This is a genomic window from Candidatus Uabimicrobium amorphum (assembly GCF_009002475.1).
Taxonomy (GTDB): domain Bacteria; phylum Planctomycetota; class Uabimicrobiia; order Uabimicrobiales; family Uabimicrobiaceae; genus Uabimicrobium; species Uabimicrobium amorphum.
In genome coordinates, this window is record NZ_AP019860.1 from 6,127,905 (window position 1) to 6,149,836 (window position 21,932).

General features: G+C 37.6%; 9 protein-coding genes. 4 read left to right on the forward strand and 5 right to left on the reverse strand.

Annotated features, from left to right (window positions below):
* Nucleotides 1-263: 263 nt before the first annotated feature.
* The 4 genes from UABAM_RS22260 to UABAM_RS22275 all read right to left on the reverse strand — a co-directional run bounded on the left by UABAM_RS22260 (nucleotide 264) and on the right by UABAM_RS22275 (nucleotide 5,692).
* A complete protein-coding gene (locus tag UABAM_RS22260) occupies nucleotides 264-2,228 on the reverse strand; it encodes a DUF547 domain-containing protein (protein WP_151970198.1) in 1,965 nt (654 codons plus the stop codon).
* Between the two features lie 80 nt (nucleotides 2,229-2,308).
* Entirely contained in the window at nucleotides 2,309-4,315 is a 2,007-nt protein-coding gene (locus tag UABAM_RS22265; protein WP_151970199.1) for a serine/threonine-protein kinase, read from the reverse strand.
* Nucleotides 4,316-4,404: 89 nt separating this feature from the next.
* Nucleotides 4,405-4,917 (reverse strand): caspase family protein, encoded by a 513-nt coding sequence (locus UABAM_RS22270; RefSeq protein WP_368239128.1) that lies wholly within the window; start codon nucleotides 4,915-4,917, stop codon nucleotides 4,405-4,407.
* Between the two features lie 478 nt (nucleotides 4,918-5,395).
* The gene (locus UABAM_RS22275) at nucleotides 5,396-5,692 is read right to left on the reverse strand and encodes a hypothetical protein (RefSeq protein WP_151970201.1); all 297 of its coding nucleotides are present in this window, start codon (nucleotides 5,690-5,692) and stop codon (nucleotides 5,396-5,398) included.
* Between the two features lie 672 nt (nucleotides 5,693-6,364).
* Between UABAM_RS22275 and UABAM_RS22280 the strand changes: the two genes are divergently transcribed.
* The gene (locus tag UABAM_RS22280; RefSeq protein ID WP_151970202.1) at nucleotides 6,365-8,059 is read left to right on the forward strand and encodes a hypothetical protein; all 1,695 of its coding nucleotides are present in this window, start codon (nucleotides 6,365-6,367) and stop codon (nucleotides 8,057-8,059) included.
* 155 nt (nucleotides 8,060-8,214) lie between these two features.
* Here UABAM_RS22280 and UABAM_RS22285 read toward each other — a convergent pair whose 3' ends face one another.
* Entirely contained in the window at nucleotides 8,215-8,514 is a 300-nt protein-coding gene (locus UABAM_RS22285) for a hypothetical protein (RefSeq protein ID WP_151970203.1), read from the reverse strand.
* A gap of 300 nt (nucleotides 8,515-8,814) precedes the next feature.
* Between UABAM_RS22285 and UABAM_RS22290 the strand changes: the two genes are divergently transcribed.
* The 3 genes from UABAM_RS22290 (at nucleotide 8,815) to UABAM_RS22300 (ending at nucleotide 21,925) form a co-directional block, all read left to right on the forward strand.
* Nucleotides 8,815-10,701 carry a protein kinase domain-containing protein gene (locus UABAM_RS22290; RefSeq protein WP_173013493.1) on the forward strand — a complete coding sequence of 629 codons (1,887 nt, stop codon included), beginning with the start codon at nucleotides 8,815-8,817 and terminating at the stop codon, nucleotides 10,699-10,701.
* Between the two features lie 4 nt (nucleotides 10,702-10,705).
* A complete protein-coding gene (locus UABAM_RS22295; RefSeq protein WP_173013494.1) occupies nucleotides 10,706-13,024 on the forward strand; it encodes a serine/threonine-protein kinase in 2,319 nt (772 codons plus the stop codon).
* A gap of 189 nt (nucleotides 13,025-13,213) precedes the next feature.
* A complete protein-coding gene (locus UABAM_RS22300) occupies nucleotides 13,214-21,925 on the forward strand; it encodes a HEAT repeat domain-containing protein (protein WP_173013495.1) in 8,712 nt (2,903 codons plus the stop codon).
* Nucleotides 21,926-21,932 lie beyond the last annotated feature (7 nt).

The window sequence follows — 21,932 nt, forward strand, 5'->3', positions numbered from 1 at the left end:
GTTCATACTTTGAATGATGACACGCCCTAGAATTCGATATACTTTGCCGTATTTTGCTATATCGCAAAAAAACCTCTTTGTCACGTTTTCGCCTCGTGGTTGAATTGGTTGAAATGCAGATGCGCTATAGCACTTGAAATATATAGCCTACAAGGCGATGGCGGAGTCAAGTTTGCCAATATGCGAAATTAATTGATGGGAATTGATACGGGTTTTGGCGTAGATTGTTTTAGGTCATAGATTTATTGGCTAGGACTGTCTATTTACTTACTTCTCAAATTTACATATAAGTGAAATTCATCTCCATTCTTAATCGCACCAAAAAATGCTGAATACGGGGTAATTCCAAAATCAGTAAATTTTAATTTGCCTACTGTCTCAATACGTAAAGCACCTTTTTCAAAATAGATTCGTGTTGGCATATCACGTACGACAGTTTTGTCTTTAATTGTTACGGCCACCCGGGCTAAAAATGGGAACTTTACGCTTCCGACATCACTGTTCTTTAGAACAATTTTTTGTACCTTCGCAGTAACGGCCGCATATTTTTTAGAATCTAACTGAGAACTAGATAACATATTTGTGCGAATCTTCTCACGATCAGACTTAGAAACTTCTGAGAAACTCGACGTTTGAACAGCCAATGTTTTCAGACGTGGATACCAAGTTTTTTGCAAGCTGAACAAGTCATTGTACAGTTTATCCACTGGGATTTTTACGGAGAATTGTACGCTATTTACAAAATTAGGATTACATTTTAGAGTAGATTCAAATGCGGTGGCATAAATCATATGATCATGTGCCAGATACGCAGCCACACCGGCTTTGTGAGTGATAATAGACAGCAAAGATTTATCCTGATCAGCGATATATTCTTGGATAAACCGATCATCAAACAAACTGTTGTTTAATGCCCAATTATAGTCGATGTACTCTACTTGATATTGGCGCGCATTTTTTGTTAACAATCCTTCGTTCATCAGCCACTGTTTATCATCGCCAGCAAAATCCTCTTTAAACCACGAAAATATTTGAGACAAATAAACAGTATTGTTTGCTACGCGCATCCCCTTTTTGTCATTCTGTAAATATCGAATCAACTGCTCTTGTAGTTGCTTCTCTAGCTTTTTACTTGTGTATGGCTCATTACGCAGATCAGGACAACCAAGTGCTGCACACACTAAGGCAAAATGGATACGTGGTTCCTGAAATTTTTTACGAATAACTTCATGCTCAATTTCATCCAATGTATATGTATTTCCAGCAACTTTCCCTGCTGGTTGTTTCCACACATTTTTTTCTCCTTGTTGCAAATCGTTAAACGTTTTGATCGCTGGATTCTTCGCCACACGAAATATTGTCAAAAAGTTATAAGCATTAATCCACATCGCCAAACGCATATCTTGTTCTTCATTAGAAAAAGACGGTAGAGCACCCAATTCACGATAAAGTTCATCCAAAGAAGGATCAGAACTAATACGTTGGTAGTCAACAAGTACAGTACGTATATTTTGTGCTCTACCTTCTGCAACATTTCCTTGTAGAAGTTTGCCATACTTGTTTGTCCATCTTACATACGCATTCTCTTGGGGAACATCGACAGCAGGGGTCTCGTCTTTTTCTTCGGCTTGGTCAGAAGTATCTTCTTCCAGCTCGTTGTTGTTGCCACTAAAATCAGGATCGTTACCCGATATAGGATTTTCAACCGTTGTATTTTCTGCCAAATCTTCATCACTAGCTAAAACTTCGTCTTCTAGACTTGTTTCATTTTTCGAAAGTTCCCCTAGATTGGTTTCATCTTCCGAAAATTCCTCTACATTGCTTTCATTCAATTGTGTTTCTTCTAACGCATCATTATCCTCTAAAGCATCATCAGGCTGTGGTAAATTGTTATCAGTGTTATCATCACTTATAGAATTTGAGCTTTGGTCTTCCTTTAAAATCTCTTCAACAACAGTTGCATTTTGTAAATTATCAGGTACTTTATTTTCATCTTCTTGTTGCCTTGGAGTCTTTTGTTCTGACAAATTTATTTGATCTGAACTAGGCACATCACCTTCCATTTTGTTTTCTGGCAACATTTCATCTTCGACCTCTTTTGTTACAACATTTGGTGAAGATTCCTTTCCTACAGAGGGCGTTTGCACAATATCTGTTGTATCTTTTGGCGTTTTATTAGAACATGCTAGCAAAAAACAAACGCCAATAATTATAATTATATTTCTCATTACACATCCTATTCTTTGTGGTGTTGTCAATGTACAGCCGTACCATCAGCAACAAGAAAATTTCGAAGCTGGTTTATGATTTATCTTTCAAAATTTTTTTCGCTATATCCATCAACCTCTGATCTCGGGAAAAAACGCCACATCCGTTCGTTACTGTCATTCAGCTTACTATTTTTATGAACTTTGTAACGTTTTTGCAATTCGCTATGAGACATTGATTTCGCTGCTCGCTGGAAATACTCTAGCGCTTTATTACGCTTACCTAGTTGATAGTTACTAACAGCTTTATGCAGGTATGCGATCGCATTGTTCGGATTTATTTTAAGACTTATCTCTACTTCCTGTGTCGCTCTTTCGTAAAAGCCCAGGTTATTATAAATAAAAGCCAAGCTATTATGAAATTGTTGTTGTGCGGAATCTATGTATATTGCCTTATGGCAATCAACCAACGCTTTCTCATATTGCCCAAGAGTAGCGTACAAATAACCGCGATTATTATAATTTTCTGCACGATCGGGGTTTGCCTCAATCGCTTTATTGTAATAGCTCAACGCTTGCGTGTACCTAGCAAGTGAAAAATAGCAAAGACCTTGTAAACCATATGCATTACGGTCATCTTGAGGTTTTAATTGTATAAAATTTTTGATGCTAATAATGGCTTGTTTATATTGGCGCAGACGATAATGCAATTGAGCTTTTGCATAATAAGTATCTATAGCTTTCGGGTATAAAGAAACGACCTCTTGTAAAAGAGCAAGGGACTCACCATATTTTTTTTGTGTACCGTAATCAATCGCTTGGTCAAACAATTTTCTCGCTTTTTGAATATCATTATAAGAAGTTTTCTGCGAATCTTTATAGATGACAAAAAATGCAACTTCTGTAGCTATTTCTAAGTCTTCTTTCATCGCCAGATTTGTTTCTAAACTTAGAGCAGATTGCCAGTTCTCTATTGCTCGAGCATAATTTCTACTCTCCAAATAGCAATCACCGATTTTTTTATACACATGCGAAGAGGACTTCATCTCTAGTAGTTTCGTGTACTCTTCGATGGCTTTTGCAAAATCTTTTTGCTCTTCGTAGATAATGGCTTTTTTGTATTGCGCCTCATACAACTTGTTATGCTGTACAGTCGGATACACTTGATAAAAATAATGATACAGGCCAAAGGAAATGACGAAAACAATCAAGGCAACGATAACCCCCATATAGTTTTTCGCCACAACAGGCTCATCCTTTGTTTGTTCACCATCTATTTCAGCAGAACCACGAAGCATTTCCAACATAGTATCGGCAGAATCGAGACGATCCTCACAAGATTTACGCAGCGCGAGGGAAATCATTCCCGAAACACGCAGATACTGTATGTCCGAAGTATCCGAAAATAGAGGTGGTAGCTCTAAATGCACAATTTTGTCTAACGTAGCAATTGCACTTCCCGCATAAAAAGGAGACTGTGGTAACCACGAAAAAAATTGATAGAGCACCACACCCAGACAAAACACATCGGTGTTTTTCTCTACTTTTAAACGATGATCTATTTGCTCCGGACTCATATACGATGGTGTACCCACAATACTTTCCATATTGGTGATTGTTGCAAGTTCTCTGTTGATCGACTTTGCAATGCCTAAATCTAAAAGCCTTGGTGTCAAATTGTCACCTTGCAAAATAATATTAGACGGCTTGAGGTCACGGTGAATAACCCCTTGTTGATTGATCGCCGCAACAACGCTACATAACTGCTTGGCTATTTCGAGCTGTTTTGTAAAGTCAATTGAATTTGGTTTCTCTCGAATAAATTGCGACAAAGTAATTCCTGCGATGCACTCCATCACAAGATAATAGTTATTTCGCCAGCAAAAAATATCTAGCGCCTTCACTAGATTAGGATGCTCTAGTTTGGTTAAGAAGAAATATTCACGTTGAATTCGCCGTATAGTCTGTTCGGGGTCTTTGCCATGTACAATACACTCTTTTACCGCAACCATTTCCTGCGTTTGAATATCTTCAGCAAGATAAACTCTTCCCATTCCGCCTTGCCCGAAAACTTTTTGTATTTTGTATCTTTTATTTAAAAGCTTCATATTTACTCACAAATTCGAGATTTATCCTTGAGGATCTAGTTGCCCTACCACTCGGAACTAAAAAGTTAGAGCTCGTCTTTACAAAGCGATTATTCATGTAATCCTGGTAACAATATCTGTTGATGGAGATTATTGCGATCGATTGTGGGATGTTGTTTGTCAGAAGTTTGTTCTGCTACCCTAGACTCAATGCGCGTTTGTAACTCGGCGATAGAAATCATGTAGTCGCGATTTTTATCTGTGCCAGAGAGATCTGATAAGGCATTTATAATCTTTTCGGTAAAAAAACCGTTTTCAATGGCGTTACTTTCGTACGAAAACTCTCCTCCGCGACACGATGAAAAAACAACAGCTCCAGATCTGCGCGTTAAATTATTAAAAATATAACGGTTGCGATTGTAAATAAAAGGCCTATATTGTATAACTTGCGCTACTTTGGGTTTATTCTTTGTCATTTTTTTCTTCAATCCTCGTGTCGTACGAGCATAGATTCCTCGTGTATTTGCCATGGTAAAATAGTCCTGTGTTGTCTCTTCATCTACCTCCCCAGACTCACAGGTATCCATGAGAAATAGCTTTCTACGGGGGGCTATATTTTGCAACTATTTTGTTAGAGCCATTTGCCAACTCTATTTTTTCCGTGGCAAGCATTTTTTTCCCGTAAATCGCTTTTCCTTTGGCACCAAACACCGGAACATCGTTGATATAAATCTGGTAACTTTACATTTTTATTTTTAGGGTTATAAAATCTTCCTGTTTCTCGATAGAAATAATCTCACAATGCGGATAATGTAAATCTAAATTTAGCTCGTCAACGCTAAGTCCCATTTTCCGCAATCGTTTGTGATATTGTGCTTTGTAAAAATGGATCATGTCTTTTGAACCCAGTCCCATATTCGCAATGGGCGATTGTAGCGTACCGCAAACTGGTCCATTCCAAATTCAACATCTCAACACCAGAAGAATAGCTCAAAAGTAAATTGCCATCCTCGCTAATATGCGACCAGGCCTCAGGAAAGTCATACAGCAATTTTTCAGAGACAACGTCTCAAACTTGTGTTTGTAGATCATTCGCAACCGTTAAATATTTGTCGTTTTTCGTAACGGTTGTTCCTCTATAATTCTCTGTTGATACTGTCTACGTGGATATTCTTTTATAAAAGAGTGGTTGCTCATCTCCTTTGAGATTTGCACATGTAAAAATTCAGAAAACTCTGCCGGGGTATTCGTGCCTTTTTGCACAATATTGTCAATAGCAACAGCATAGTTTTGTTTCGGAAGTCTGCTCTTATAAAATTCAATAAGTTGCGCTGCCAACGCTTTTTTAGACGTATTCGCCACTTGTTGATTTGCAGGTGGATTTGTAATTGCCGGCACAGTTGATATCCTGTACTACATTTGTTTGTGGCTTGTTATCCTGACAAGAAATGCAAATGAGCATTGCCGTAATAAAAATGAATACACATCTTTTCATTCTACACTCTCCCACTATTTTGTAAAATTATATGTAGATAATTTTGTAGATGTAGATCATTTTATATTCTACAAAAACGATAAAAACCGTTCGATGCTAAAATGAGAAACTTTTGTTTTCCGTCATGTATTCATCGCAACCACAAAAATACACGGAGTCTACACCAATTTTTAGAACACGGTGTGATATTGGGTGTTGTGACACCGGTACTGAGCAAGGCAAAGCTGCTGTGAAATATGCAATTGAGTACCGAATCAATCGTTGCGCAAAAGCTCCCATTGAGAGACATTGGCAAGGGCGAGTTGTACATCAATACAGCAATGGCTAAACGGTTTGGTATCTTTACACCAAACTGGGTATATCAATATGCAAAATTGATTGACGGTAATTAGTGGACGTTCGCTGTTTTAGTATATGTAAGTGTTTGACTGGTTAATCAGAAAAAATAATTAAGAAGTTGCGACCTTCCGATATTAATCTGTTATTATGGAATTAGAAGAGATAAAAAAGTTAGGATCATTTGCTTATTTTTACTGTGAAATACATTGTTAACTGTACACTAATACGGAGGGAAAATGAATTCAAAGTCAGAGCTTCACTATTCTATGGGAACTTATTCGCTACTTGATGATTGTAAAATGTTTATCAAAAAGGCAATATTAGGTTTTCTTTCCTTACTTTTTCTGTTCTTAGTATCCCAAGAATGGCAAAATCCACTTTTTAGGTGTACATTTTTCTTCGCTTGTGTTTTCTGTTTTGCAAAAACTTTGCTTGTTACTTCGAAAAATACTATAAAAAATGTTACTTTTGACAATACTAAACAGCAAATTATTTTTCGTCATAACAAAGTACCCGATAATAGATACGTTATTCCTTATTTTGATATTTCTCATATTGAAATAAAACTAGTTGATGCAACAGAGGATGAGGTTGTATTCGATTTTTGTGCTATAAAAAAAAATAAAGGCGTTTTTTGGTTTCACGAGGCAAGATTTTCATCGAGTTTTTATAAACAAAGACTTGAAGAACAAACCGCTGAACTACATGCTAATACCGGCTTTCATATTCAAGTAGAAAGAGAGGGATTTTCTTATCCTCAGATAAAGCAATACCAAAAACTATCAAGAAATATATCTAAAATTGAATCTCTAGAATACGCGGTACATAGTGAACTTCAACGTTGGGTTGCAAACTTTGCTCTTTTTATTCTATGGGCATGCTACTTTATTTTTGTTTGCCAAATCAACGATATTTCCTATTTAATGAGAATACTTTTATTTATTTTTTTTGTCGTGACTTGTATGCTTAGTGTTCCGCTTCTTGCTCCAATTCACAGCATAAAGATAAAAAAAGGAAAAAAAACTAAAATTATTCCTCGTGATAAACTATATCTTTTAGCATATCTACCCATTAGCTTTCCTCCTTCTTTTGTAAAACGAATATCATTAAATCATAATAAACAACAAGACTTTTTTTTTGAAGTACTTTTGGAAGATTCTCTCAATGAAGTTCAAAGGAAAGGGGTGAAAAATATTGGGGCTTTTTACAGTGAATTTGCAATCAACTCATATAAGTTAACTATTTATGCAAAAACAATAGCTAAAGGTGACTTTTTACTGAATGAATTACAAAGTATGGAGGAATTTTTTCTAAAAATCGATGAAGATATTGCTAATAACAGGAATGAGGAGAATCTCTTTTCCACAGAATTAGAGAACAAAAAACTTTCAAAGCTAGGTTCATGCAATTATGCTAATAAGTTTACTGCAAAAATACCAGACGAAGATCGTCTCTCATTACAATTTGCCCGTTATAAACTATATGGTTTTTTCGGAAAGATAAATTTTACTTTTCTCGATGAGGGAGTAGTAATACAAGGACAAAAATTATTGCAAAGTAGATCATTTTTGTTACTAGACTTTCTAATTCTGCTTGCAAGTTTTTCCTTATTTCTCAGTGAATCTATTGGAAGTTTTTGGATTTTTTTATTTGTTAGTTTTGCGTTAAGCGCAAGTAAGATTTTACGAAATAGTAACTCCGAAATAACCGTCCCATTGGCTTCATTTGCCAAAATAAACACTCCTCGAAAAGAATTATTAGGAAATAACGCAGAAATAGTGATTGAGGTTCAAGTTAACAAAGAGAAAATAAAACAAACCCTTGTTTTTGAAGATCTCACCCAAGCGGAAGAATTTTACAAGACTTTTTATTTTTTCTATACAAATGAAAATGGAAAAGATATATCCATGATAGATTCCCCCAGCAGTTAGTCATTATTTTCCGGACTGCTATAGTAATTTAATGTCACAGTTCGTAGCACAACTGTACCGCAATTGTAAGCTCTATACTATCGTACTTATTAACTTAACACCTACTCTTTTTTCGAAGGGACATGATAAAATTTCTCGTTTCTTGTAGAAAAATTTTACATTGTGTAAGCTATTATGTAAGGTAGAAGTGGTTCTGTTATTTGTGCGGTCATATATAAACCAATTAGAATGCCAATAAAAATACTATTTGAGTGTAACCAAAAAATAACAAAGTTAATGACAAAAAGAACTGCAATAGTCGAAATCACTGTCGATTTTGGGCTACGCTTTTTCTTTGTTGTTTTTGTTGTTTTTAAGGTAAAAGGTTTGTCACACTTGGGACAATTTCCTTTAAAAATGCCTGTAGCACGAATGAGGCTACGACACCCTGAACATCGGAATATAAACTTTTTCATAACTACTCCCATCGTGCATTGTTTATTTTTCAATACGACGCACAAATACATATTGATGCGCTGAAAAAAGTTGATCCGAGCAGCGAAAAAGTACTATACCAAAAGTTGCATTAAATCGAAATAGAACAAAAAGTAGATAATTTTATCAAAGCTTTTACCAAAATGTGTGGTGTGATTTTGTTTTATGTGTTTTTGCTACCATTTACCTTTCTACTCTTGTCGATTTTGTTTTGTCAGAAAGTGCTTGAATTGGGTAGAAATTTGATAGGTGGCCAGAAAAGTAAATACAAGGAAATTTGTATGAAAGACAATTTTAGATATATATGGCAAAAATTAGCCAACGATGACAATTTGGAAGACGTAAAAGAAATTTACCATACGTATAGACCACCACAAGAAACATATAGTAATTTTTCGACGCTAAAACATACTTTTTCACAAGAAGCAACGTTACACTCGGAAAGTACGTTCTCTGAGGGAGAAACCCTGGCGCCAGAGACATTTTCACAAGAAGAAACGCAGGCCTCAACGAGCACCTTCTCAGAGAATGCAACTATTGCGTCGCAAAAATCTTTGAATGTAGATGAGCCGTCCGCGAACAAAAATAAAGAGTATGATGATTTAGAAAAAATCAATCAAGGGGGAATGGGAGTTATTTTCAAGGCATGTCAGACGATACTCAATCGCGATGTTGCAATTAAAAAGGTACTTGGTAAGGCACAGCAAGAAAAGTTTATGGCCGAAGCGTTGGTAACAGCCTATCTTGAACATCCAAATATTGTTAGTGTATACGATTTGGACTATGATGAACAAGGTGAGATGTTTATCGCAATGAAGCTCGTTGAAGGAGTTTCTTGGCGAGAGTTATTGTACAAGGAAAATCAAAAAGCCTTTTGTTACAAACATATCGAAAGGCATTTACAAATTCTCATTGATCTTTGTAACGCTGTTGCTTACGCTCATAGCAAAAATATTGTACACTGCGATTTAAAACCTGAAAATGTGATGATTGGAGATTTTGGCGAAGTTTTATTAATGGATTGGGGAATTGCTGTCAATATAAGTGAATCAAAAACGGCATGGGCTCTTCACAAATCGCATGTCAAGTCTCCGATGGGAACTCCATGTTATATTCCACCAGAACTTGCTGAAGGTCAGGGGGACAAGATTTGTCCAGCAACAGATATTTATTTACTAGGTGGTATTCTATACGAAATTTTACACCAAAGACCACCACATATGGAAAAAAGCACTTGGTTAACTCTTCTTGCAGCAAAACAGGGAAAGATGGCGACTTTTAATGAAGATCTGCCTCAAGAACTTAAAAATATTTGTATGAAAGCTCTCTGTAAAAATCCAGAAGATCGCTACCAAAACGTTCAGGAGTTTCAACAAAACCTACAGTCTTTTCTGGTGCATCACGAGAGTATCCTTCAAACAGAGAGTGCGATAAATATTTTACAACAGTGTTATTTTCGGATAGAAAGCGATACCGAAATGGGAGGTCTCGATGAGAATTTGGTACAGCGTAGTTACCAAAAGATTCCACAAGCCATTGAAAAGTTGCAAAGTGCTCTCGATATGTGGCCAGAGAATTCTCGGGCGTATATCGAGATGCAAAACAGCTATTCGCGTTATGCAACAGTTGCTTTGTACAATAATGACCTTCATCTCGCAGCAGATCAACTTGCAAAATTAGATAGCGAAACCTCGAACTATGATGAACTGCGGGAAAAACTGCGAAATATCCAAAAAGTGAAAAAAACAATCCGAAGAATTACGATAATGTTTATCATTTTAGCAATGACAAATACGATTCCGATGTTGTTGCTCCTCGTTTCTATACTAGTTCCATATACATTGGCAAACATGCATAAATACAGACCTCTTAATCGCAAGATTTTAAATACCAGTATTTTTTTTACCTTACTAATAGGCATACCGTTTCTTTATGCGGAACTATATATGCCAAGATCTATTCATTTATATCGATTTTTTGGGATAATTTCCAATTGTGTATTTATTGTATTTATTATTGTGTATCCAATGTTTCTATATTTTGTCAACAGGAAACAGAAGTCTTTCCGAAGAGACGTTGAGTACGTATTTTCGCACTGCCTACCGAATTTTTTATACAGTTTTTTATTTCTGTTTTACTATTTCATAATAGCTTTGATGCATGGATAAAATAATGAATGAAACTGAGTTTAGAGAATTGTGGACAAAAACTGTTGGTGACAATTTAAGTAACTGCGAGATAAAAAAAACATATAAGCCCACAGACATAGACAAAAATTTTTCTCATCAGACACAAACATTTTCAGACGGGCAAACTTATAGTCGTAAAACCATCGTAAATGCATGCGACATTCATGATGTGGATTACAATAATATTCAAGAGATCAATCGCGGTGGCATGGGGATCATTTATAAAGCTTTTCAGAGAAAACTACATCGCGAAGTAGCGCTAAAAAAAATCTTGGATGCGCGGCAGGGAAAACAGTTTGTTGCCGAAGCTTTGGTTACAGCTTACCTTGATCATCCGAATATTGTCCCTATATACCAGCTGAAAAAAGATATGAATGGTAATATCTTTTTTGCAATGAAACTTGTCAATGGAATACCATGGCGCGAATCTATTTATTCTAAAACAGAGGATATGGATTTAAACAAAAACTTACAAATTTTATTAAATGTATGTAAGGCTGTAGAGTATGCTCATAGCAAAAACATTATCCACTGCGACCTCAAGCCTGAAAATGTTATGTTGGGAGACTTTAACGAAGTCCTGGTGATGGATTGGGGGATCGCCGTTAGCATGGAAGAGAATGAACATGCCATTTATAAGGGGGATATCAATAAACCGTTGGGAACACCTACATACATGCCTCCAGAATTGGCGACGGGTAGTGGGTTAGATATTTGTCCGGCAACGGACACGTATCTTTTAGGAGGTATTTTATACCAAATTTTACATCAAAAACCGCTTCGTAATGGAAGTAATCTTTGGAGTATTATTTGTCAAGCAAAGGAAGGAATATTTTCCGAAATAGACAAATCACTTGCGCCATATCTGCAAACGATTTGTAAAAAAGCATTGCATAAAGACATTTCTCAGCGTTATCAAAATGTAACAGACTTCAAGGACGATATTGAAATGTTTTTACGTCACCAAGAGAGTTTTGCGCTGGTACAAAAAGCGCGAAAAATAGACGTTCTATCCTACAATAAAACGCAGGCTACAGTAGTCGCACGTTATTTACCAATCATAACGGCGTTTTTGAGCAAATTCCTTCACCTATGGAGAGAGTTTACCAATTACCGTACAAATACTTCCAAATCCATTTACGAAAATTTCCAGAAAGTCATTTCTCTTTATAAAAATTCTCTAAGGATATGGGACGGTAACAAAGACGCTTATCAAGAATTACAGAATACGTATCTTCGTTATGCACAAACGGCGTTCGATATGGGAGACGTAAAACTTGCCCAGTTGCAGTTAAAAGAAATTGATCGCAGTGTTGTGTCTCCCAAACGATTAGAAGAAAAGATTCATCAGCAAATGGCGTTAAATAAAAGAAACCATGGTCATTGGTTTACTCTGGCTCTATTGTTGCTATTGTTGCCAATGGGAATAAATTACTTGCCAATGTTCGTCTTGTTTTTTGTGATATGTTACCGTATTGAAAAACTCATTGCGCGAAAAATCGAAAACAGTGCTCCATTGCGAAATACCGTAGTAGCCGCTTTTCTGACGATCGTAATGTTTAGCATTACGATGTACTCAAAATGGAACCCGTATTGGTCATACTTACTTTATTTTACGGTGATGCTTTGTTATTCGTGGTTGTGGTTGCCACAAGCTAAGTTTTTCCAGCGAATGCAAGTTTCCATGCAACAAACACTCCCGTATTTGGCTTGGTGGTTTATGTTTTCTCTCACGATGACGTCAAAATTTATACTACCAGCTATCATTTGTTGTAATCTATTTTGGGAAAAAATTTATTTTTACTTTTTGCGAATACCCTTCGATCACAAATATGCGTTTTATAGGTATTTATTGGTGTATTTTATATTTTCGTACGTTCGAGATTTTATTTTGATTTTTTCTCGAGGAATAACACCTGCCGCGGCTGCATTTATTATTATGTGTTTTGTTTATGGATTTATGCTGTGTAAGTGGTATCAAAAAAAGTATTCTATCTCAAAAAAGAAGTCTTTACTCTTCACAATCGTGTTGTTTTTGTTACACATAGTATCTTACGGCTCTGCATCTTTTCTTCTCCGATATTACATCGATATGTCTTACACCGTGTTAGTTGTCATTTCTTGCGTGTGGCTGTGTAAGGTGGTTCTCGAAATAGAACAGAATATCCTATTTCATTGTGGAATGCTTATCCTTCTACTCGCGTACTTTCCTGGTTGGTATTGTGTGTGCTGTTACTTATTATTGCTTTCTATTGAGGACTTTTGGCGAAGCCGGAAAGCTGTTAACCATACCCTTTTATAAATTTCCTAGAGTTTAAATGCATTTGTTTTTCTCTTAAATAAAATTGTATTTACTTACGGATAAGTTGTTCGTGCCGGATTTACTCTAATATTTTCTTGTGAAGATGATATATCTTGCTTTTTGTTATTTTTATTCTTTTGTATGTATATCTCGGCATTATATCCCTCAAAATTTTACAGAGAGGTCACAGTGAGAGCGATTATTCTTTTTTGGCTCGTCTTAACTTTTGCGACAGCACAACATAACATGCAGCATGTGCCACACCGAAAAGCAAAAGATAAACACCATATAGTTAAGTACACCAAAAATTTAGGTGGAATAAGTATTTTGGGACACAGTCATGATTTTGGAACACGTCTAAAATATAATAAATATCACGCCTTGGTTTTGGGTATTAACCGCTACGATAACTTTACCAATCTTACAGCACCTAATTTTGATGCCGCAGAAGTGGCATCTGTTCTCGATTTACGCTATAAGTTTGATAATATCGTCTTGTTGGTCGATCAACCGCCGCGTGTTTTTTTGGGAAATGTAAAACGCAAAGTCTTGCCGCGTATAAACAGACAAGTAATAGTTGATGAATTGCAAAAACTTAAGAGAAAAGTACAACCTGGTGATGCCTTATTGTTCTATTACGCGGGACATGGAATTCCTGGGTATTTGGTCGCTGCTGATAGCAAAGATTCAACAACAACGATGTTTTCTCTCTCAAAAATAGCCCAAGAGTTGGAGTCAATGTCCGCACGCCATACTTTGATGATACTAGATAGTTGTTTTAGCGGGTCTATGTTCGAGGCAAAGTATCGTCCCAGTTTTTCTCACTTAACTAATAAGTCTTTTTTTTCCCCGGGAGGCAATAACCTTAGTCGTCTATTCAAACGCCGTGTATTTCAAGTAATTACCAGTGGTTCTAGTGACGAGGCCGTTGCGGATAAAATACAAGCTTCGACCGAGTATGCCCAAAAGTTTAAAAATAGTCGTGGACACTCACCATTTACCGCTGTTCTCTTGCAAGCGCTATATGGATTTATTGGAAGAAGTGATGGCATAATTCTTACCTCACAGCTTGGTTATTACATGGCGGATGTACTTGTAAATGATGAAGATGTGGCGGCATCACAAGTACCGCGTTATGCGAACTTAGGGGGGGAGGGGGATTTTTTGTTTATTCCCGCTTACAAAGTAATAAATCCAAAGCTGATAGCTCCACTATATCAAGAGGGAAAAGTTTACGAACAGTTACGGATGTCGGCATGCTACGCCTTGCGAGATTTTATCGAGGCTAGTTCTTCTCAAGAACAAGCTTTTTTCATGCGTAGTGTCATCGTTCATCTTACTCAACTATTGGAAGATATGCAGAGCAGTCCTCGGTTAGCGGCTTGCGAAGTTTTGGCGGATTGGGCTAGTATCCATGGAAATCAAATAGAGGAATTTAGCAAAGTAGTTGTGCCTATGACAAAGCTCCTAGGGGCACAAAGTAGCTCAGAGTTTTTAAAATCTGCTGCCGCACGTTGTTTAGGAAAGTTACCCAAATATAGCACCAAACAATCTTTGTTGGCAATACATGAGTATAACGAAGCGCTACTACAAAAATGGACAAAGATTAGCAGAGGGCGGTTTCTTCCTGTAAAAGTCAAAGCACGACGTACATCCATTGAAAATACGCGTGGAAATCTAACTATTGAAAATCTGGAGTTGACAAGAGAAACATGTGAATGGCTATTGACCACAGGTATTAAATTAATTGAAGAAGACGAACGGCAAGCGGATAAAAACCATGAAATGGGAAAAGCTCTTCTTGAAAAGTCGCAAAGCTTGGCAAAGGAAAAAAGATTTTTTGAATCAAAGCTTCTCGCTGCGCGAACCATCCGTTCTAAAAATAATCAGCGTCCCCTATTGAAGAAAAATACACCGTCATGGCGTACAGCACAAAACTTAATTGCTCGTGGCCCGAATTTACAGCTTATGATGCAAATTCCCGTCGATCTAGATATTAAAATGTCTCATGGAACTGTGGAAGAAAGTGGTAGCTATATAGATGAAAATACGCAATACGAGGCGTTTCGACACAAAGGCAGCATCTTAGCTACTTGCTTTGGAAGATACGGAAATACGTTTCTCTCCGGAGGAGAAGATGCAACGATAAAACTGTGGAATATTAATAGCTTAGGCTTTCAAGATCAAAGACGTTTACAAACATTTACTGGACACAGTGCAGTGGTGAACAGCGTTGTTTATAGCCCAGATAACAAAACGTTTGTTTCGGGAAGTGACGACCGTTCTATCAAACTTTGGGATATAAAAACGAACCATGAAATTTTCACGTGTACCTCACACCATGGGGCGGTGAATAGCGTCGCATACAGTCCGGATGGCAAAACGTTTGTTTCGGGAAGCGACGACCATTCTATCAAAATTTGGGATGCTGCAACAGGAGAAGAAATACTTTCGTGTATAGCGCACAGTGCGGCAGTGAATAGTGTTGCGTATAGTCCAGATGGCAAGATGCTTATTTCAGGAAGCGATGATCACTCTATCAAAATTTGGGATGCTGCAACAGGAGAAGAAATACGCTCATGTATCGCGCACCGTGGGGCGGTGAACAGCGTCGCATACAGTCCGGATGGCAAAACTTTTGTTTCAGGAAGTGATGACCGCTCTATCAAAATTTGGAACGCCAAAACCGGTAAAGAAATTCTATCGTGTACCGAACACAGTGCCGTAAACAGTATAGCATACAGTCCTGATGGCAAAACTTTTGTTTCAGGAAGTGATGATTATTCTGTCAAGCTCTGGGATATAACAAATGGTATTAGTATAAAAACTATGTATGGACACTACAGTAAAGTGCTTAGTACGAATTTTTCCGCAGATGGTGGCAAATTAATTTCCGCCAGCGAACAAGGGAACATCAAATTATGGAATATTACGACTTACCAAATGAATAACCCTAGCACTGATGGTATCACCTATATAAATTTTGTTCCGAGCGGAGAACACTTTCTATTTCAAGCAGCAAACGGCACAATACAAAGACAGAACTTCACGCCAAAAAGAAATTTACAACAACTGTTGATCGATTCGCAAATGCTAGTATCAACTTGTAGTTATGATGGACGTCTTTTAGCTGTAGGAAAAAAGAACGCACTTGATCTATGGGAGATCGGCGAACAAAAATGTACTTTGCGCAATAGATCTTCGCAAAGCGGTAAAATAAACGCTGTGGAGTTTAGTCGCGATGGAGAAATGCTAGCTTACGCGAGTTCTAACACCATAAAAATACGGGATGTTGTACTGGGTTCTATAATGGCAGCCCTAAAAGGGCATAGTGCTCCTATACATCATGTAAGATTTGATCCCAGTGGCCATGCATTGGCTTCCGCGAGTATGGACAAAACTATTCGTCTATGGAATACGAAAAACGGACATGAAATTGCGACCTTGTGGGGCCATTCTGGTTATATACATGCTCTTGTATATAGTGCTGACGGAAAATGGCTTGTCTCCGCAGATAGCGAGGGAAAAGTTTTCATTTGGAATCCACTGACAGGTCAAAAAATTGCTGATTTTAGCGCAAACTCCGAGAACGTATTGTGTTTGGCCTTTAGTCCCGACAGTAAAATATTGGCGTGTGGTGGTAAAGACAAAAGTATCAAGATGTGGGATGTGAACACTCAACGTCTAGTTGCAGTGGTCATGGATGAAGCACCAGTAACAAGTATCGCATTTAGCCCAGATGGAACATTGCTCGCTTCGGGAACAAGTACTCATAGTGTAAGACTGTGGGATGCGCGCATTAGTAAAAAAGTCATGACCCTAAAAGCACACGATGCAAATATACAAAAAGTGTTTTGTGGTGAAAACAACACTTTCTTTTCGGTTGCCAATGACGGCTCAATCGCGATGTGGAACAAGTTGCGAAAAGAAAAATCGCTGCCTGCTGTCGACCATAGTGCAATCACAATCGCCCCTAATGCAAAAAGTATTGCTATGGCACAACACAAAACCGTTCGCCTGATGGATGTATCTGGAAATACAACATCCACATTCGAAACAGACAATATTGTGTGTAGCATGGCTTTTTCCAAAAATGGCCAAAACTTGGCCGTAGCACAGTACAATTCCATTCATGTATGGAGCACTTTCAACAACAAGAAGATAGCCGTTTTTGAGGGGCACGACCGAGAAATAACTACATTGGCTTTCGGTGATAAATTCTTAGTTTCCGCAGGTTTAGATAACATTATAAAGTTGTGGGATGTAGAGAATAACACTCTAGTGGCAAATTTGTTGGGGCATACACGCAATATCCATCACCTTGTTTTTGACCAAGCGGAGAAACTACTCGCTTCCGCTAGCGCAGACAAGACGATCATTGTCTGGGATACTTCTACTTTTAAGAAAGTTTTTACTCTAGCTGGGCATACTTCTGGTGTTAATAGTGTTATTTTTTCGCCGCAAAATCACTTTTTAATATCAGCGAGTAATGACAAAACCATTAAGGTATGGGATGTAGAAAGTGGTCATGAAATAGAAACATTACATGGACATCAAAGCTATGTTAGCGATTTAGGGTTTAGTGACGATGGTAAAAATTTGATCTCCGGAAGTTGGGATCGAACAATAAAAATATGGGACTTTGCGACGTTGTCTTTTGACAAATACCTGGAGCTATATGATCTTGAATCTACACACCGAAGCAATCAACAATTATTTTTCGATGGCCATAGCTATGCACAAAATAACAAAACGCGATGTAGGAAATTAATAAATTGCGGGAATCTTGATGCTGCAGTATTTGTTTTCTCTCATCTAACTGTAGAAGATAAAAAGGCTCTACGAGCCTATTTGATATACGAGCTTGCCAAAACACAAATGGAAACTGCTAACATCGGCAGGAAAAGTTTATCAGCAAAGCGCAATAAACAGATTCACACAGTGACTACCGCAAGTTTCGATGCGCAAAACATGAACGCGACTTTATGCGTTGCGAGCGTAGACGCCGAGAATTTTCATTTGGCATTAGATTATTACGACAAGATTCGCTCTACACAAAAAAAACAAAAATTACGTAAACATATTGTCGATCATCTGATACGAAAAATTACCGATTGTATTGAATCGCAAGCAGTTCCCTTAGATAAATATTTAAAATATGTAGATACATTGCAAATAGATTTATTCAACTACCTACATGTACAGCACTTTTTTGCGATTGGAATTTCTTATTTACACCAAGGCAATTTTGTCAAAGCATGGCCATATTTAAAAAAATCCAGTCCATTGCACCAAGCATATCGCTATTTGCTACTAATTGGCTACGCTAAACGGGCCAAAAAAGAACAATTATTACCTGAGATGATTGCAAAAGCACAGCAAGAAAGGCAAAATTCTTTTTCGTGGAATCTTCTTGATTTTTACACCGAGAACATTTCGGAACAACAATTATTTGCAATGGCAGATATAGAAAATGCCGATAAACAAGTCCGATTATGTGAGTTTTACTATTATGTGGGTCTTCACCATTTAAATCGTGGAGATGTAAAGCGCGCACAATTGTATTTTGAAAATTGTGTGAAATACACAGTGGGAAAGCATATCGAGCCGCACCTTGCCAGTATAGAATTGCAAAGGTTAAAGCAGCAAAAGCGACAGAGAAATACCCGTTTAACGCCATACATAAATCGTGCTAAACGCTATATTGAACAAAATGAAATTAACAAAGCGATAACCGAATATACATTGGCGCTACAACTATTTCCAGACAATCCGCACTTGTACGTTAAACGCGCTGCAATGTACAAAAAACAATCCAACAACGACGCATGTATCGTTGATTACCTACATGCGATTGCCCATGGTGCGCCGCAAGAGGCCGATCAAATAAAACAGCTATCCCCTTCGCTGTTACAAAAAATACTCCGTGGTCGAGATACGCAAATAAAAATGATCGCACTTAACATTGTTGCGCAAAAATCTTTCGGCAACCTCGCGGAAGTCATCGCACAAAATATAGATCAACAAGAAAAAAACGTTCAAGTCGCGGCAATTCATTGTCTCGGAAAAATAGGTAACGCCGACACGCTAAAATTTTTAGCCAAGTATGTCACGAGCGAAGACGCATGGATTCGTAATGTCACGCTAGATTCTTTAAAGAGTATCCATCCATATTGGGTATATCTACCGCAAGCAAAAAGTATGGTTTCGGAAATCCTACAAGGTTTAGCCCATAAAAGTTTACCAGTTCATGTAATATCGCTGAAGCTTTTAGAAAATATCGACAAAAGTTGGATAGACACTCCTCAAGTAAAAAAGATCGCAACGCAGTTTATTGGTTATTTATCCTCCGAAGACCTGGAATTTCTCAAAATTGTCCAAAAAGTTTTGCAAAATTCCGTGGTTGAAACAACCGTTCCCATATTAATTGAACAAGCAGCAAATAATTCCGCTATGCGCCAACAAGTTTACAAGATGATATACCGTATATATCAAAATGCCTCTACACAAAAAAGTCCACAAACAGTAGAAACAATTCATGCGATACTCGTAAAGTCTCTGCAAAGCCCACAGTGGCAAATTCGTCTAACCGCCATACAAATTGTAAAAGAGCTCAATTACGACACCCCGGAATTGATGAAACTCGTAAAAGACAAAAATGCCAAAATTCGTCTGGAAAGTGTTCAAGCTTTAATCAAACTAAGATGTAAAATGCTTGCCAATGAGTATCGCCGACTTTTAGATGACAATCAACAAATTCAGCTACAGGTACTAAAGATTTTACCACAAATAGCAGATAAATCCATTGTTCCTAAAGTGATTACATTTCTTGAACGCCGCAATTTTACATTACAAATAGAGGCCATACGAGCTCTAAAAAGTATAGCGAAGTCTCCCGTACCACAGCTCGAACCACTTCTAAGTAGTCATAATAATTTACTTGTGTTAGAGACGATCAAAGCGTTGCAAAGGCTAGGCACAAAATCCACTGTTCCTAAATTGTTTCCACTCCTTGCCCATCGCAATGAGTCCATTCGTATAGAAGCAAGAAAAGCCATTGAGATAATCGGAGCCAGACCTTTTGTTACCGATTTGGTTGCTCTTGTCGATGTTTCTAGTCAAGAAACACAGCTGGAAATCACCAAAATTCTAAAAAGAGTTGGTGACAAGAACCTACAACCATTGTTATTAAAACTTCTCAAAAACAGCAGCGGAAAACTGAAAGCGGAAGTTATCTACACTCTGCGACGATACGGAAATGCGCGTCTTGCTCCCGAGTTGGTAAAAATGTTTGATGACCATAGCAAAGAAGTAAAAATCGCGGCGATAAAAGCTCTGCAAAAATTTGGTAATAACTCCTATATTCCCGACTTTGCTGCAATGCTGGGCGATAACAATATCTCCGTAAAAATGGCTGCGATAAGCGCTTTAGAAAATTTGAATACAAAACAAACGATAACTCCGCTATTTCAGGTTGTCACAAACCAAAAAGAACCTTCAGAAGTCCGTGTTGAGGCGCTGTACGCTTTAGAAAATCATGTGCCAGAGGTTATTCTCGAACTCATTAACATACACACAAAAGAACGAGACTCGGAGGTGGCGACAACCATTAGATCAATTATTGAAAATGCCTTGTATGAATACCAGCACGAAATTAGCACGAAATTATTACAAAGCCTTAAAAGCAAAAACAAAGAGCAGCGCACCACCGCCATATTTGGCCTGCGTATGATTGGTCAAATAAACCCGGCGCGATTGACACAACTTTTGCGAGACAGCGCGCCACAAATACGAGCGTTAGCTGCGAAATTGTCTGGCGAGATAGGGGGCGTTTCCGATATAAATCTAATAAAAGCTCTCAAGGACAATGAACCAATAATTGGTATCGCGGCAACCATCGCTTTAGCAAAAATAGGCGAGTTATCTGCGATGCGACGACTGGTGGATTTGCTTTCCAAGACAAACGATAAAAAAATGCGTCGTACCATTATCAAAGTCTTGGGAAATACAAAAAACAAAATCGTTGTCCCCATACTTGAGAAACACTTACAGGATCACGACGACGCCACACGAAAATCTGCGGCGTTGTTGTTAGGAGAGATTGGAAACGCACGTACTGTTCGCCAACTATTAGAACTTTTGCAAGATCCAAATCAGGAAGTGCAGAATTGCGCGGTGAAATCTATTGTGCAAATAAGCCAACGCCTACCACAAAAACTGACATACATTATCCCAAAAATCTTAAGTGACGTAAAAGACAAATACCAAGTCAATGCAATATTTACCAATCTTTGCCCTGCTTTAAAAAATCGCTACTCCACACCTTTTGATAATTTATATTCACGCCACGAATATATAAAAGAACTATTGATGGACAAAGAGGAGCTGAATATCCACGAATTGCTTGTCGATTTACGCGAAGGAAAAAAATATGCAAAGGAAGTCGCAGCTTATTCCATCGCAAAATTTGCTATCGATTCTGCACCATTCTTAGAAAATTTACTACAAGACAATGATCCAGGAGTCCGATTGATCGCCGCATATACCCTAAATAAAACTATGCCAAACCAAAAATATGTTGATGCAATGAATACATCCAAACTACAAGCGACACAAACATTGGAAATATTCAACAATATATTTGCTTGTCAAGTCTGGCAAGCGTATCAAGCTCAAAGAATTGAGGACATCGATGAAGTAACACTTTCGCTACTAGCCACATCGCAACATATATACCAAAAAAATATAGCGATTATCGCATATGCGTGGATCGGCAAAACCGAGTTGGCAAAGTCAGTGTTTGAAGAATCGAAAAAACAAAAGGGGTACTATTTTGAAAAGGCGATAGAGAAGGCATTCACTAACCAAAAAAGCTTGAGTGATTTTTTGACGAATCTTTAATATAGTG